Origin of the sequence: Echinicola pacifica DSM 19836 (genome assembly GCF_000373245.1) — a bacterium.
Taxonomy (GTDB): Bacteria; Bacteroidota; Bacteroidia; order Cytophagales; family Cyclobacteriaceae; genus Echinicola; species Echinicola pacifica.
Genome location: NZ_KB890756.1, coordinates 30,886 through 46,396 on the forward strand (window position 1 = coordinate 30,886; position 15,511 = coordinate 46,396).

Annotated in this window: 13 protein-coding genes; 3 read left to right on the forward strand and 10 right to left on the reverse strand. The window is 44.3% G+C overall.

Annotated features, from left to right (window positions below; genetic code table 11):
• Positions 1–43: 43 nt before the first annotated feature.
• Complete coding sequence (locus B050_RS0117535; RefSeq protein ID WP_026235987.1) at positions 44–2,026, forward strand: alpha-ketoacid dehydrogenase subunit alpha/beta; 1,983 nt, start codon at positions 44–46, stop codon at positions 2,024–2,026.
• A gap of 82 nt (positions 2,027–2,108) precedes the next feature.
• Here the strand turns inward: B050_RS0117535 and B050_RS0117540 are convergent, their stop codons facing one another.
• From B050_RS0117540 to truA, 7 genes are all read right to left on the reverse strand, one after another.
• Positions 2,109–2,705, reverse strand: coding sequence for a DUF3244 domain-containing protein (locus tag B050_RS0117540; protein WP_018475260.1), 597 nt, complete (start codon positions 2,703–2,705; stop codon positions 2,109–2,111).
• Between the two features lie 803 nt (positions 2,706–3,508).
• Positions 3,509–4,549 carry a uroporphyrinogen decarboxylase gene (hemE, locus tag B050_RS0117545; protein ID WP_018475261.1) on the reverse strand — a complete coding sequence of 347 codons (1,041 nt, stop codon included), beginning with the start codon at positions 4,547–4,549 and terminating at the stop codon, positions 3,509–3,511.
• Between the two features lie 248 nt (positions 4,550–4,797).
• Positions 4,798–5,313 (reverse strand): hypothetical protein, encoded by a 516-nt coding sequence (locus tag B050_RS0117550; RefSeq protein ID WP_018475262.1) that lies wholly within the window; start codon positions 5,311–5,313, stop codon positions 4,798–4,800.
• 120 nt (positions 5,314–5,433) lie between these two features.
• A complete protein-coding gene (locus B050_RS0117555; protein WP_018475263.1) occupies positions 5,434–5,940 on the reverse strand; it encodes a hypothetical protein in 507 nt (168 codons plus the stop codon).
• A 61-nt stretch (positions 5,941–6,001) separates the two neighbouring features.
• Complete coding sequence (locus B050_RS0117560; RefSeq protein WP_018475264.1) at positions 6,002–6,583, reverse strand: hypothetical protein; 582 nt, start codon at positions 6,581–6,583, stop codon at positions 6,002–6,004.
• A gap of 214 nt (positions 6,584–6,797) precedes the next feature.
• A complete protein-coding gene (locus tag B050_RS0117565) occupies positions 6,798–8,570 on the reverse strand; it encodes an ABC transporter ATP-binding protein (RefSeq protein ID WP_018475265.1) in 1,773 nt (590 codons plus the stop codon).
• Between the two features lie 15 nt (positions 8,571–8,585).
• Complete coding sequence (gene truA, locus B050_RS0117570; protein WP_018475266.1) at positions 8,586–9,341, reverse strand: tRNA pseudouridine(38-40) synthase TruA; 756 nt, start codon at positions 9,339–9,341, stop codon at positions 8,586–8,588.
• Between the two features lie 225 nt (positions 9,342–9,566).
• On the opposite strand from truA, the gene B050_RS0117575 reads away from it, so the two are divergent.
• On the forward strand, positions 9,567–10,046 hold the full coding sequence (locus B050_RS0117575) for a DUF4293 domain-containing protein (RefSeq protein WP_018475268.1): 480 nt from the start codon (positions 9,567–9,569) through the stop codon (positions 10,044–10,046).
• 158 nt (positions 10,047–10,204) lie between these two features.
• Entirely contained in the window at positions 10,205–11,314 is a 1,110-nt protein-coding gene (locus B050_RS0117580; RefSeq protein ID WP_018475269.1) for a trans-sulfuration enzyme family protein, read from the forward strand.
• 317 nt (positions 11,315–11,631) lie between these two features.
• On the opposite strand, the gene B050_RS0117585 is transcribed toward B050_RS0117580, so the two are convergent.
• From B050_RS0117585 to B050_RS0117595, 3 genes are all read right to left on the reverse strand, one after another.
• Positions 11,632–13,170 carry a YifB family Mg chelatase-like AAA ATPase gene (locus B050_RS0117585; RefSeq protein ID WP_018475270.1) on the reverse strand — a complete coding sequence of 513 codons (1,539 nt, stop codon included), beginning with the start codon at positions 13,168–13,170 and terminating at the stop codon, positions 11,632–11,634.
• 93 nt (positions 13,171–13,263) lie between these two features.
• Positions 13,264–13,638: a cation diffusion facilitator family transporter gene (locus tag B050_RS0117590; protein ID WP_018475271.1), complete on the reverse strand. Its 375-nt coding sequence runs from the start codon at positions 13,636–13,638 to the stop codon at positions 13,264–13,266.
• A 30-nt stretch (positions 13,639–13,668) separates the two neighbouring features.
• Positions 13,669–15,504, reverse strand: coding sequence for an ABC transporter ATP-binding protein (locus B050_RS0117595; RefSeq protein WP_026235988.1), 1,836 nt, complete (start codon positions 15,502–15,504; stop codon positions 13,669–13,671).
• Between the last annotated feature and the right edge of the window lie 7 nt (positions 15,505–15,511).

The following is a 15,511-nucleotide window of genomic DNA, read 5'->3' on the forward strand; positions in this document are numbered from 1 at the left end:
ACGGTGTAGATTTGTTTAATTCCAATAAACCAATTCCTCGCCTATGAACTTTGACCGAAAACATCTTAGTGACCATGAGTTAATTAGCATTTATAGGCACCTTTTATTACCTCGAAAGATAGAAGAGAAAATGCTACTATTACTTCGGCAAGGTAAGATTTCCAAATGGTTTAGCGCCTGGGGCCAGGAGGCCATTAGTGTGGCGGCGGTTTTAGCATTGGAAGAAGAGGAATTTATCCTACCCATGCATCGAAACCTAGGGGTGTTTACCGCAAGGGAATTACCCCTAGCGCAGTTGTTTGCCCAGTTTCAAGGCAAGAAGGAAGGTTTCACAAAAGGACGAGACCGGTCTTTCCATTTTGGCAGCATTCCCCACCATATTGTAGGGATGATTTCTCATCTGGGTCCCCAGCTAGCCATAGCGGACGGCATTGCATTAGCCAATAAGCTGTCTCAAAAAAAACAGGTCACCCTGGCTTTTTCTGGCGATGGTGCCAGCTCAGAAGGGGACTTCCATGAAGCCCTCAATATCGCCGCTGTATGGCAGCTCCCCGTTATCTTTGTAATCGAACACAATGGGTATGGGCTCTCCACTCCTTCCACGGAGCAATACCACAACCCCTCATTTCAGGACAAAGCCAAAGCTTATGGAATAGATTCTGTGGTGTTGGACGGAAATAATATTCTGGAGATGCTCCTAGGCCTCAGGGCTGTGGCAGAGGATATTCGTGAGCATGCTCGCCCCTTTCTCGTAGAAGCTATAACCTATAGAATGCGAGGTCATGAGGAGGCATCCGGCACGGATTATATCCCTGGTGAATACCTAGAAGAAGGTCGTAAAAAAGATCCAATTCTAAATTTTGAGAATTTCCTGCTCAGCACCGGCATCCTGAGCCAGGATGAAAAGGATAAAATAGGCCTGGAAATAAAAAGCCAGGTGGATCAAGCCTGGCAAATTGCTGACGCTTATCCGCAGCGGATTGCCAATGTAGCGGATGAACTAGAAGACATCTATAAGCCACTCACAATCTCCACTTCCTCCCAAAGCAACAGCCCTGGCAAAGCCAAAAATATGCGCATGGTGGATGCCATCTCAGAATCACTTGCTCAATCTATGGAGAAGTGGCCTCAGCTAATCCTGATGGGCCAGGATATTGCCGATTATGGAGGGGTGTTTAAGGTTACGAAGGGATTTGTGGAAACCTATGGCAAGGACAGGGTACGGAACACTCCACTGTGTGAAAGTGCGGTCATCGGTACAGCTTTAGGACTATCCATCCAAGGGTATAAGGCTATGGTGGAGATGCAATTTGCTGACTTTGTAAGCTGTGGCTTCAATCAAATCGTCAACAACCTAGCAAAGCTGCATTATCGCTGGGGCCAGCATGCGGATGTGGTGATCCGATTACCTACGGGAGCGGGAGTTGGTGCAGGGCCTTTTCATTCCCAATCCACCGAGGCCTGGTTTTTCCATATCCCAGGCCTGAAGATCATTTATCCCTCCACTCCTGCGGAGGCCAAGGGCCTACTTGCAGCAGCAATTGAGGACCCCAATCCATGCTTATTTTTTGAGCATAAAGCATTGTACCGATCCCTTCAGGGAATGGTTCCTACTGAACTCATCCCTATCCCTATTGGCAAGGGAAACCTGGTAAGGACAGGCTCAGAGCTCACCATAATCACCTACGGCATGGGCGTACATTGGGCGATGGAGGCACTGGACCAAGCTGGTATAGAAGCTGACTTAATTGACTTAAGGACATTATTGCCTTGGGACAAGGATATGGTTTCTGATTCCATAAAGAAAACCAATAAGGCAATTGTCCTTCATGAGGATAGCCTGACGGGAGGAATAGGGGCGGAAATAGCCGCTTGGATCAGCGAAAACTGCTTTGAGCAGCTGGATGCTCCAGTAATGCGTGAGGCGAGCATAGACAGCCCAGTCCCTTTTGCCACTGCCCTTGAAGGTGCCTATTTACCCATAGATCGATTTAAGAAAAAACTGCTCGCCCTTAGAGACTATTGAATGAGGCGATTGGCCTTACACTGTATAACAAAAAAAGGCTGCCCTTACGGACAGCCCAACCCAACCTATGCTATAAGTGGATTTAGAAATAGATGTATTTTTGTCTTCCTTTCGTATCTTTGATTCGTAGATACAGGCCCTCCACATTTCTGTAAGGCAATTTATAGTTTCTCTCAAAGCCTTCTTTTTGCATCACAAAATCGGTAGCGATCACCTCATTTGCTTCGTTTAAAATATCCACTTTGGTACCTGCTTCCTCGATTCCTAACACTTTGAGGTTAATGGTGTGGCGGTTCAGTTCTTTGCCATAGGCAACGATAGGCATATTTAAAATGATGGTTTTTTCTACTGTTTTCACCTCATACATCACTTCCTCGTCCTTGTTTTTGACCTTCACAAAATAGGCGCCGGAAGGCATTTGCTTAAAGCTATAAGGAATCTTGAGCGGCTGATTGGCCATATACTGATTGCGACCCAATAATTTCTTATCGGCATCATAAATGCACACCGTAACTTTACCTACAGCGGCAGCAAAATTTATGTTCATATGATCATCAAGTACCTCCACTTGAGTAGAAGACAGTAGGCTAGCCTTGGTCGCCAAGGTATCAGGAGCATCGGTTGCATTGGCAAAAAAGATTGCAGCAAAAACTAAAAGGGTTGTGAATAAAGATTTCATGACGGTATTATTTAAATGATTTGGAACAATTTTAAAAACTAAGAATCTATCGCGATTACACTTTCCTCTATCCCAAATACATACCAGTTCCAGAAATCAATAATTTCATCGGCTATTTCAATCTATTCAAAATAAAATTATTGTTATTTTTCTCTTTAAAGTAAACTATTGGCATGGTGTTGATTTTCTAAAAGTGTCCTAAGTCGGCTACTCTGTCCGCCTAAATGACCGTTTTTAATACAGGTTTTAGGCAAAAAATACGCAGTTGACTTTTCGAGCTTATAGAAATAACGAATGAAATTAATTTCAAAAAAAATAAAATTATTTCTTAACTACCTCCGCTATACAGAAGCCTTCTCCCAAAGGTGTCCCATACCGAACAGTCGCTTGTTCCATATCGACACAAAAACAGTACAATATCGGTATCTTCGATCCTCATAAGCCAAATATTTTGGCACATTAAAATAAGAAGTTAGAGTTGGCATAATACCACATAGTCATATACATCCTAGAAAATACTATAAAAAGCTTAGGTTTATCCTAAAAAAAACCCTCACCTTTTAGTCCTCCCACGAAGAGCTAGTGCTCCAAGCACGGCGTACGAAGAACTATATAGGGAATAAGAAATTTAATATTTACCCATAAAAACTAGAGACCTATAGGCCTCCTGACCACAAAAATATGAAAAGCCTCCAACCCTCCCGAAGCCCTCTGCCTGATGCAATTTTCAGGAACAAGAGAATCCGGGGGGTTGGAGGCTTGAATAAACCTTGGTTAATAAAGGCTAAAATTTTAAATAAGTGTTAAGCACGAAGCTTGCTGCTATATTCTTTTACGGTATTGATAAATACCTTTACTTTTTCGGGATTAATATCTGGATATACGCCATGACCCAGGTTAGCGATATGTCTTCCAGTGCCAAATTGGTCGAGCATCCTTTTGGTAGCTGCTTCGACCTCACTGTCAGAGCCGTACAGGGCAGCTGGATCCAAATTCCCTTGGAGGGTTTTTCCTTCTCCGATCAACCTTCTGGACTCCTGGATTCCCATATTCCAGTCCAGGCCGATGGTTTCACAATTTAGCTTGGCCATTTCCTCTCTTGCAAAGAAGGCGCCTTTGGCGAATACCGTAACAGGCACCTCGGTGATGGCATCACAGATGCGAGAGATATATTTTAGGGAGAATTTCTTATAATGATCAGGAGGAAGTATCCCAGCCCAGCTATCGAATAGCTGCACTATATCTGCTCCTGCGGCGATTTGTGCCTTGAGATAATTAATCGTGGACTGCGTGATCATCTCCAGAAGCTCCTCAGCCAATTCTGGATCTTGATACAGCATCGCACGAGATTTGGAGAAGGTCTTGGAACCAGAACCTTCGACCATATAGGCGAAGATGGTCCAAGGAGCTCCAGCAAATCCTATCAAGGGTACTCGGCCATTGAGTGCTTTTTTGGAGATTTTTATCGCTTCTATAACATAGCTGAGGTCATTCACCCCATCTGCCACTCTCAGGTTCTTCAGATCCGCCGCACTCGCCACGGTATTAGGAAAGCGAGGACCACGCTTCTCTATCATTTCATAGGGAAGTCCCATCGCTTCTGGAATCACGAGGATATCCGAAAAAATAATCGCCGCATCCACGCCGAGCAAATCCACGGGCTGGATGGTCACCTCTGCAGCCAAGGCAGGAGTCTGCGCTAGCTCGATAAAACCACTAACGCTATTTCGTACCGCACGATATTCAGGCAATATCCTGCCGGCTTGTCGCATCAGCCAAACGGGGGTCCGCTCTACTTTCTCGCCCCGGGCAGCTCTTAATAGTAAATCATTTTTCAATTGCATGGCACAAAGATAGTTTATTGCTATAAATAATACGAACCGCAACAAGGAATTGGATCAAGCTTTTGGTGGAATTGGCTATAATAAATAGCTTAATACCTCTATTATTATTTACCAGTATCAAATCCCTTATTTATCAATAACAAAGCCCTGCGGCCAGACGTTATTCTGTCTTAATGATGAACATTATATCATAAAAAAACCACCGAAAATCGATTCCCGGTGGTTCTCTATATACTTTTTACTATATATTATTTTTTAGAGAAATCTTCCTCAGTGATTCCAAAGTGAGCCATGGTAGCCTCATAATCTGTGAAATCCATCCTTGCATTCATAAGATCAGAAGGCAAAACCACCACCCTAAAAAGCAGGTTATTAGTCCAATACGGATCCAGTGAACTCAAATCAATTGGCGAAATATCCATGAAAATTGTAAAATCCTGAGGGGTATAATCGTAATTATACACCAATACCCCTTCATCGAAATAGAAGGTTTGAGGAACTAATCTCCAGGCAGTACGCCCTTCAATGAACACAGACTCCTCATTCATATATACCAAAACAACATCTCCATCAAAAAGTGGAGTGGTGAAATCGAAGCTTTCCCCATAATTATTGGCCTCATTAAATGACACTTCGAGCTCAAAGGTCTCTCCTATAAAGCTATCTCCAGGCTCCCCCTGAGGACCCTGAGGGCCTATTGGTCCCTCGCAACTTTGGATAACTAATGCTGCTAATAGTATAAGTGGTAAAAACAGTTGCTTCATCTTCTTCGAGTTTTGGTTTATCAATAGTTCTATTACACGCACATTTTTGTATTTGGGTTGTAATAATTGGTTTCCCAACAAATTCACCTACTCCAAAATCATACCAGAAAACAGCGATTATTAATCCTTCGCTAAGGGCGCCCAAACCTGGATATGCTCTTCTCCTAAAATTTTATCAATATATACATCGGTGAGTATCAGGCTATTTTCCTTAGCAAATTCCTGTATATCTTTCTTTACTGATTCAGGGCGCGGCATTACCATTTTATGATAGTGCAAATCCGCCACGATAAACCGCTTAGCGTCTATCGTCTTTGTTTCCCAGGATGGAGGTATGGCACTCAGCCTATCCAGCCCCACAAAGACCTTCATGGTGTCCAGCTTTCCTGCTGGCTCCACCATATAGATCGTATGAAGGATCGCCCCATCCTCCTTTTGTGCCTCCACCTGCTCAAAGGTCTGCTTCAAACCCTCGTCCTGTGGCGTCCCCCGATAAGTGAGCCCATAAAGGTCCATGGATGCATTTTCCCGAATTTCTATAGGATAATCCTCATAGCCTCCAAGGTAAACGAATACCCCAAAACCAATAAGAGCTAATACAGCCACGACAATTGCAGTTATTTTCATTAGTACTTTACTTTTATGCTTTGGCCTATTGAAACTATAGGATCATGTGCATTCTAGAAAATTAAAAAAGATACCTCACTCCGATGCCGCCCTGCATTTTGACATGTCCAGGTCGATCCACAAGTTCCAAGAGAAGTCCCAATTCACCATACACAGACACAGGCCAGTCCTCAAAATAATATTCTCCACCGCCAAATACTTCCGGGCCAAGATCTATATTACTTTTACTTTCGTACCGAAGGGTCTGCATAGTGGGAGATTCTTCATAGGCGTACTCCACTCGAATACTTCTAAGCTGAAGACCTGCGCCTCCATAAGCCATTAATTTACCCTCGGTAATATCAAATTCGGCCGTAATATCCTGGTGATAGGCCACTCGCGCATTTATAGAAACCCCGCCACTGGAGTTTTCATTGACGTATAGGGCATTGGGCGAAGGCTTATTATTATTAAATACATTACGATAATAGGCGGAACTGTTGGCACTTCCACGTCCAAACATCGCCTCGATACTTACCTTATCTTCCAACCAAGTCCGATAGGTGATGCTCAATGGCTCCCCTATACGTAATCCGACCGCCTGATCCTGAGCTGCTGCCATCATGGGCAGGCCAATAAGCATTAGCAATAATAGCTTTTTCATTTTTACTCTTGAAATAATAGTTGTTAGCACTGTTGAATAGATTTGCATTAGCGGACTCATTTGATGGACCACTATATTTTTTTTAACGGCGCAAAATTAAAGCCTATTATCGAAAAGTAAAGATTTAATATCAGCTAAAATCCTGCAAATAGTATTGTAAGTGATTCCCTGCTTCTTGAAGGAACACAAAATCAGCCCTCCCAGGGAGCTAGGATCAGCTCACCATGGACTTCAGCTGCATCTGATGTAGCTGAGCATAATAGCCGCCTTCCTGCAGCAACTTATCATGTGTACCCATTTCTTTGATCTCGCCTTTATGAAGGACGATGATATTATGAGCCTTTTGGATGGTGGAGAGCCTATGGGCAATAACAATGGAAGTCCTTCCCGTCATCATTTTTTCAATGGCATTTTGGATCATCTCCTCGGTCTCAGTATCCACAGAAGAAGTCGCCTCATCCAATATCAGGATTTCAGGATTATAGACCATTGCTCGGACAAAGGAAATCAACTGGCGCTGGCCCACTGACAAGGTCGCGCCTCTTTCCTTCACATTATAATCCAGGCCTCCCGGAAGTCTTTCGATAAATTTGGCAGCGCCTACCAGCTCCGCAGCTTCCATCACTTGCTCTCTGCTAATGTCAGGATTGCCAAGGGTAATATTGAAATAAATGGTATCTGAAAACAAGAACACATCCTGCAACACCACGCCAATATGCTTACGCAATGTCCCCAGTTCGTATTCCTTGATATCTTTCCCATCTACACGGATACTGCCCCTATTGATTTCATAAAACCTGCTAATCAAGTTAATTATAGAAGACTTCCCTGCGCCGGTAGCTCCCACCAAGGCGACTGTTTCTCCATGCCTGACGTGGAAATTAATATCTTTCAGCACCCATTCCTCATCATTATAGGCAAACCACACCTGGTCCAAATCAATTTTGCCTTGAATTTTGGCGGGCTGATAGTGGCCCTCATTGGCAATATGCTCCGTACTTTCGAGCAATTTGAAGATCCGTGAAGAACTTACCACTCCCATCTGTAGCGTATTAAATCGATCTGCCAGCATCCGAATAGGCCTAAAAAACAATTGCAGGTACATAATAAAGGAGATTAGCACCCCTACTTTAAGATCCAGCCCAAATACGCCTGTGGCTCCATACCATACCACCAATCCTATACCAATGGCCTGGATAATCTCCGCCACTGGATAATAGATCGAATAATACATTACCGATTTGATATTGGCTTTCTTATGATCCTGGTTAATGGCATCGAATTTCTTAAACTCACTTTTCTCCCGATTGAAAACCTGTACTATATTCATCCCTGTGATATGTTCCTGGAGGAAGGAATTCAAATTAGATACTGCATTTCTCACATCGTTAAAGGCTACTTTTACCTTTTCCTTGAAAATATAGGTAGATATTATCAGTAGGGGAAGAGTGGAAAGACTCACGAGAGTCAGCTTCCAATCGACCCAGAACATCACTGCCAGAATGGTCACTAGCTGCAGCAGGTCGCCGATGATGGCGGCAAGTCCTTCGCTAAAAACGTTGGCCAAGGTCTCTATATCCGATATATTCCGGGTCACCAGCCTTCCGATGGGAGTATTATCAAAAAACTTAAGTTTCATTTTCAATAAATGGCGATACAATTTGACCCGAATGTCACGGATAATCACCTGCCCAATCCATCCTGACAGGTAAGTATGTGCAAACTGGATCACCGCCTGCAAGACCAGGAGGCCTACCAACAGATAAATAATGCGTACCAACCCATCCACATCGCCCGTAGCGACATGCTCATCAATAGCCTTCTGAATAAACAAAGGTTTGGTAGGTGCAAGGGCCGCCAAGCCAACAGTGAGAACTATCAAAAATATAAACCGTCCTTGGTAGGGCTTGACAAACTGGTATAATTTCTTAAGGACTTGGGTATCGATGATATCCCCACTTTTTACATTTTCTTTGTCCAGACTCAAAATCGTATAATTTATTTAAATAAATATTTCTTCAGCATACTCCACCTTACTCAGGTATAGGCCTCTCGGAGGAGCGGACGATCCAGCTTTGGCGCGCTGCTGGCTATCCAGAATAGCCTGAAAATCCGCCAAATCTATCTTTCCTGTCCCCACTTCCACCAAAGTCCCCACGATCGCCCGTACCATTCCCCGCAAAAAACGGTTGGCCGTTATATGGAAAATCAAATGTCGGTCTTTTTGTTCCCAAAAAGCTGTTTTTATTTCACATTCAAAATGGTTTACCTTGGTTTTTACCCTGCTAAAACACTCGAAATCTCGATGAACAATTAGCAATTGTGCCGCCTCATTCATCTTGGTTAGGTCTAGCTGGTAATAGCAGTGCCAGGAAAACTCCTCCTCAAAAGGGTCTTTTCGTAAGGTAATATAATATTCGTAACTCCGCCACTGGGCATTAAAGCGAGCATGAGCATGGGGCAATACTTCCCGCAGGGAATATACGCTAATATCCTTGGGCAGTACCGCATTGACTTTCTTCAGGAAGGTCCTGGCATCTGCAATTTCCTCATGATCAAAATGCACAAACTGCTGCTTACCATGCACCCCCGTGTCCGTCCTTCCGCTCCCCATGGTGTCTATAGGCTTCCGCAGGATCGTTTGGAGGGCCTTATTAAGCTCTTCCTGCACCGACACTGCATTGAGCTGAATTTGCCATCCATGATAATGCGTCCCATTATAGGCTAGCTCTAGAAAATATCGCTTCATCTTATCCATTGCTTTGCAAAGATAAATGATTCACCCGCCTATACAACGCTCAAGATTGGATACCGCCTCTTGCTTATCAGAAATCGCTTAGGAAGCCCTAAAATAATAAGTGCCTACCCCCGATAATAAAAGGATCCTCACCACCAAAAGCCCCAATTATTCCCAAAGCTATGGCCCTTTCTTGCTATTGATCAAATTACCCTGTTTCTTTGTCAAAAGTTTTAAATCAGAACAATGATACAACGCGTACAAACCATTTTCTTATTGCTGGTAGCCATTGCGATGCTACTCGTAACTTATTTTCCTATTTGGACCCAGGTAAATATCGATCAGACAGAAATGCTGAAACTTACCGGATGGAATCTCTCTAAGGTATATGTAGATTCTGGGGAAGTCTCGGAGCTGATGCCCACTTTTTATATCGGCATTCTGGCGATTATCGCCGCAGTAGTGGCCATCTATAGCCTCAGCCAATTTAAGAACCGCACCAAACAGATGTTCCTGAATATGATCAACTCCATCATTATGGTGGTCAATCTAGGCATCATCGTTTACCTTACTTATAGCAAAAACCTCGACTTCAACCCCACCGCCAGTGGCGCGTTTATGATTGGGTTTTACTGCATTATTGCGGCGATGGTATTCAATATTGTGGCCAATAGATTTATCAGAAAAGATGAACTATTGATAAAATCAGTAGATCGTATTCGCTAAATACGGCTGTTTACAAGTTATTTTGCCGCTATGCAGAGACCATTCATATGGTTCTCCGCATAGCGGTTTTTTTATGCGCTATTCCACTAGCCCTCCACAAGGGTAATTATATTGGTGGATTACTACAATATTGCTTAATTTAGAACCAAAACTACCCTATGAAATTCGAGACTTTAGCCATACATGGAGGCAATTCAATTTCGGACAGCCATCGCCCCGTGGTACAGCCCATTACGCTTTCGACGACTTTTGAGCATCAGGAAAACTCCCTTATATATTCTCGAGCCAATAACCCTAACCGGATGGCATTGGAGAATCTTCTTGCCAGGATGGAGAGAGGACAGGCGGCAGCGGCATTTTCCTCTGGCAATGCTGCGGGGATGAGCGTGTTTCAGGCCCTGCCAAAAGGCAGCCATATAATCGCTCCCGATGATATGTACCACGGCCTCAAAAAGCAACTATTGGAGATTTTTGTCGATCAGCTGGAAGTGAGTTTTGTCGATATGAGTAAAGTCGAAACCCTGGCCGCCGCCAAAACACCAAGGACCCGGCTGATATGGATAGAAACGCCCTCCAACCCACTATTGAAAATATCTGATATTCGGGAAATTTCCCACTGGGCAAAAAGTCAAGGCCTCATGGTGGTCTGCGACAATACTTTTGCCAGCCCAGTGTTTCAAAATCCGCTGGCCTTAGGAGCGGATTTGGTCATGCATAGCTCTACCAAATACTTTGGGGGCCACAGTGATATTCTTGGCGGAGCACTCATCACTGCCGTGAAAGATGAATTTTGGGATAAAATCGTAAACATCCAGCAGACCGGAGGAGCCGTCCCTTCCCCATTTGACTGCTATATGCTGACCAGAAGTATAAAGACGCTGGCCTATCGTATGAAAGGCCATGCTGAGCATGCTGGCCTTATCGCTAGCTTCCTCGACCAGCATCCCAAAATAGAGAAAGTTTACTACCCCGGGCTAAAAAATCATCCAGGCCATGAGGTGGCTAGTAAGCAGATGACTGGATTTGGAGGGATACTTTCCTTTTTGGTCAAAGGAGGTGCTGAGAATGCCGATAAATTAATATCCCATCTAAAATATTACAGCAATGCTACCAGCCTTGGTGGGGTAGAAAGCCTCATCGAAAGGAGAGCTGCCGTGGAAGGACCAAACACCAAAACCCCTCAAAATTTAATTCGCCTTTCCGTAGGATTAGAGCACCTAGAAGACTTGCTGGAGGATTTGGATCAGGCATTAAATCAGCTTCGCTAAATCGTCTTAAAAGCATAAAAGGCCTTCCGAATGCACGGAAGGCCTTTTGCTTAACTGACTTCTAGTATTCCAAAAAGTGTGTAATTAAGTTGGACTGATTTAAATTTTAGGGTGATCACAACTTTTGTCAACAAATAAACGCATTACTTCATTATTTCACAAAAATAAGCCCTAAAAAAAGTGCAATAGCCCTTATATAAATAATTCAATTGAAATATTTTAAGTTAATATTATATTAAGTTAATATTATTTCAATATATACTAGGTTTAATGAACATGTTGACGCAAACATGCACTGGTCTATAAGCCCTTTCACCTTAACCTGCCCAGCCATCCCGGTCCAGACTTCTATATTGGATGGCTTCTGCCAAATGCTCGACTCTGATTACATCCGAATCGCTAAGATCGGCGATGGTCCTGGCCACTTTTAGAATTCGATCATAAGCACGTGCTGAAAGACCTAATCTTTCCATGGCAGTCTTCAACAGAGCCTTCCCCGCCTCATTGATTTGACAGATTTCCTTGACCATATGGGAAGGCATCATGGCATTGCAGAAGATTTCTTTATGCTCATTAAAGCGTCTCAGCTGCCTATCGCGGCCGATGACCACCCGCTTACGGATCTCCGAACTTCGTTCCGCCTTCCGAGTGGAAGTCATTTCGTCAAACTTAACGGGAGTCACCTCCACATGAAGATCTATTCTATCCAAAAGTGGCCCACTGACCTTATTCAGGTAGCGCTGCACCACCCCCGGACCGCAGACGCATTCCTTGTCAGGATGATTATAATAGCCACATGGACATGGATTCATGCTGGCAATCAGCATAAAATTGGCAGGGTAATCCACGGAAATCTTCGCTCTGCTGATGGTCACGTGTCGCTCCTCTAAGGGCTGCCTCATCACCTCCAGCACGGTGCGCTTGAACTCCGGTAGCTCGTCCAAAAACAATACTCCATTATGAGAAAGTGAAATCTCGCCGGGCTGAGGATTCCCTCCACCCCCTACGAGCGCCACATCACTGATGGTATGGTGGGGAGACCTGAAGGGTCGCTGAGCGATCAGGGATGCCTCACGGCCCAGCTTACCTGCTACCGAGTGGATTTTGGTGGTCTCTAGGGCCTCCTGCAAGGTCAGTGGCGGCAATATCCCAGGAAGCCGCTTTGCCAACATCGTCTTACCCGCTCCTGGAGGTCCCACCATGATCACATTATGGCCGCCAGCAGCAGCGATCTCCATCGCCCTCTTTATATTCTCCTGACCCTGGACATCAGAAAAATCAAATTCATAATCTTCCAGAGAATTATAGAAGATATCTCGAGTATCAGTAACCAAGGGAGCGATATCCAGCTCCCCTTCCATAAAACCAATGGCCTCTTCCAGATTTTGTACTCCTATTATATCGAGGTTATTGACGATGGAAGCTTCAAGGGCATTGTCTTTGGGTACAATAATTCCTTTAAAACCGCGCTTTCGAGCTTCGATGGCTATAGGGAGCGCGCCCTTGATAGGCCGCAGCTGACCATCCAGCGATAGCTCTCCCATAATGACATACTGTTCCAAATCGGGAAATGACACCTGCTCCGAGGATTTTAATATGCCCATAGCGATGGGTAAATCATAGGCCGAACCCTCCTTTCGGATATCTGCTGGCGCAAGATTCACCACCACCTTTTGACGAGGCATTCTATAGCCGTAATATTTCAATGCTGACTCCACACGCTGCTGGCTTTCCTTCACGGCACTATCCGGAAGCCCCACCATAAAGAACTTCGTTCCCTGCCCCACATTCACCTCAATGGTTATCAGAATAGCATCAACTCCAGAAACTGTACTACCAAACGTCTTAGTTACCATTTTTAATCATTTTGTACCAGTACACAAAAAAGGAAATCGCCTTTCAGGATTTCCTATCTTTTTAATTTTTCCAATATCTACTGATCAGTATGCTCATTTGATGTTTTGACGAGGTCTGATGCCAGAGCTTTCGGGATCATCATCATCGGGGCTTTGTATGGCTCCGGAAGGCTTGATGCCACCCACTTTAGTCTGTTGTTCGAAATCATAAAGCCTGGCTTTCAGCTTATCATTTTCGCCCTCCAGTCTTTTGATTCTTTTATTTAGGCTGGAGGTAAACATGGACTGAAGCATCCACGCGACTAGATAAACCACCAAACCAATTAAAAGCCAAATCACCACCTTGCCAGCGGTTAGTTCTTGAATGCCAAATCCATTTTTGACACTATCGAACACCAGGAAAAAAACCAGTGCCACACCAAAAAATAGTGCCACTAAAAGCTGAAATACATTTGTTACCTTTTTCATATTCCTAAAATTATAATTTATCTCAATATACTAAACTGATTGCATTGTGGAAAGTTTCTTATATAAACCTTCTTGCGCCAGCAATTCTTCATGATTTCCTCGCTCCACGATCTGTCCATGCTGCACCACGAGTATTTCATCGGCATGCTGAATGGTGCTCAATCGGTGAGCGATCACCAAGGTGGTGCGGTTTGACATCAGGTTCGTTAGTGCCTCTTGCACGAGACGCTCAGACTCTGAATCCAAGGCAGAAGTAGCCTCATCTAATATTAATATCGGCGGGTTTTTTAATACGGCCCTAGCGATACTCAGCCGCTGCCGCTGTCCCCCGGACAGCTTGCTTCCTCGCTCCCCGATATTCGTCTGATATCCCTGCTCCAGATCGCTGATAAACCCATGCGCATTGGCTATTCTGGCCGCTTCCTCCACCTTTTCCTCAGATACATCATCTATGCCAAAAGCGATATTATTGAATACCGTATCGTTAAATAAGATGGACTCCTGGGTCACTATTCCGATGAGGCTGCGAAGATCCTTAGAGGCGAAATCCCTGATATCCACCCCATCCAGGCATATGGAGCCTCTGGTAGGATCATAAAACCTCGGCAATAAATCAGCGATGGTGGACTTCCCTCCTCCTGAGGGCCCTACCAAAGCGATGGTCTTGCCTTTTTCCAAGTCAAAATCAATATCCTTCAACACCCAGTTTTCATCCGTATAGGCAAAAGCTACCTGCAGAAAATTCACCGCAGAATTGAAGCCATTAAGGGCCTTAGGATTGTCCGGCTCCAGCACAGTGGTTTTGGTGTCGATCACTTTGAATATCCGATCGGCGGAGGCCAATCCCCGCTGCACCGCCCCCATGGCCCTGGAGATCTCCTTGGCCGGGTTCAGCACTTGGGTAAATAATATAATATAGGCCAAAAACTCACTAGCCGATAGATCTGATTCATTATTGAGCACCAAAGTCCCACCATAGAGTAGAATCCCGGCGACCACAAACACTCCAAGGAACTGAGATATAGGAGAGGCCAATTCGTTTCTCTTGGCCATGGACACATTTATCTTCGAATAATTATCCGTCTCCTGGTCAAATTTCCCGAAAATATATTTATCAGCACCAAAAGCCCGAACCACCCGCATACCTCCAATGGTCTCATCGAGGATATTGACAATTCTCCCTAAGGACTCCTGGCTCGCCACAGCCCTCTTTTTAAGCCGCTTGGTAATACCCCCTATGATCGCACCAGAGATGGGAATAATGAGAATGGTAAATAGAGTCAATTTCACCGACATGAAGAACAAGGCTCCGAAATACAGAATAATAGTCACTGGCTCTCTAAACACCACCCTTAAGGATTGGACAATGCTATTTTCCACTTCCTGCACATCATTGGTCATTTTTGAGATCAGGTCACCCTTGCGCTCATTCGTAAAATACCCCAGGTGCAGCTGGCTTACCTGACCAAAAATATGGATCCGCATGCCTTTGATCACATCCGCTTTGACCTTAGCGAGGGTTACTCCTGCCAAATAGGTAAAGAGATTGGAGAAGAATACGGAGACCACTATGATGATACAGACGTACATCAGCGTCCCCAGCTTACCATATTCTGCCGCCACCTGCATGAAATAATAGTTGAACAGATGCATGATATACCTTATAGAAACGGCAAAGTCTGGTTTATTGGCATACTGCTGCAGCTCTGCAGGATCGACCTGCTCGAAGATGACATCGAATAAGGGCTTGAGCAAGGTAAAATTGATCAAACCAAAAATTATAGCCAGCAGCGCATACATAATATAGGCTGGCATATATCGCCGGTAAGGCTTTGCGTAGGATAAAATCCTAAGGTAGGTATTCATTTTGCAA

Bases quoted from the DNA above. Each gene is read 5' to 3' on its own strand.
- B050_RS0117535 (WP_026235987.1), top strand. From the start codon at position 44: ATGAACTTTGACCGAAAACATCTTAGTGACCATGAGTTAATTAGCATT.
- B050_RS0117540 (WP_018475260.1), bottom strand. From the start codon at position 2,705: ATGAAATCTTTATTCACAACCCTTTTAGTTTTTGCTGCAATCTTTTTT.
- hemE (WP_018475261.1), bottom strand. From the start codon at position 4,549: ATGCAATTGAAAAATGATTTACTATTAAGAGCTGCCCGGGGCGAGAAA.
- B050_RS0117550 (WP_018475262.1), bottom strand. From the start codon at position 5,313: ATGAAGCAACTGTTTTTACCACTTATACTATTAGCAGCATTAGTTATC.
- B050_RS0117555 (WP_018475263.1), bottom strand. From the start codon at position 5,940: ATGAAAATAACTGCAATTGTCGTGGCTGTATTAGCTCTTATTGGTTTT.
- B050_RS0117560 (WP_018475264.1), bottom strand. From the start codon at position 6,583: ATGAAAAAGCTATTATTGCTAATGCTTATTGGCCTGCCCATGATGGCA.
- truA (WP_018475266.1), bottom strand. From the start codon at position 9,341: ATGGATAAGATGAAGCGATATTTTCTAGAGCTAGCCTATAATGGGACG.
- B050_RS0117575 (WP_018475268.1), top strand. From the start codon at position 9,567: ATGATACAACGCGTACAAACCATTTTCTTATTGCTGGTAGCCATTGCG.
- B050_RS0117580 (WP_018475269.1), top strand. From the start codon at position 10,205: ATGAAATTCGAGACTTTAGCCATACATGGAGGCAATTCAATTTCGGAC.
- B050_RS0117585 (WP_018475270.1), bottom strand. From the start codon at position 13,170: ATGGTAACTAAGACGTTTGGTAGTACAGTTTCTGGAGTTGATGCTATT.
- B050_RS0117590 (WP_018475271.1), bottom strand. From the start codon at position 13,638: ATGAAAAAGGTAACAAATGTATTTCAGCTTTTAGTGGCACTATTTTTT.
- B050_RS0117595 (WP_026235988.1), bottom strand. From the start codon at position 15,504: ATGAATACCTACCTTAGGATTTTATCCTACGCAAAGCCTTACCGGCGA.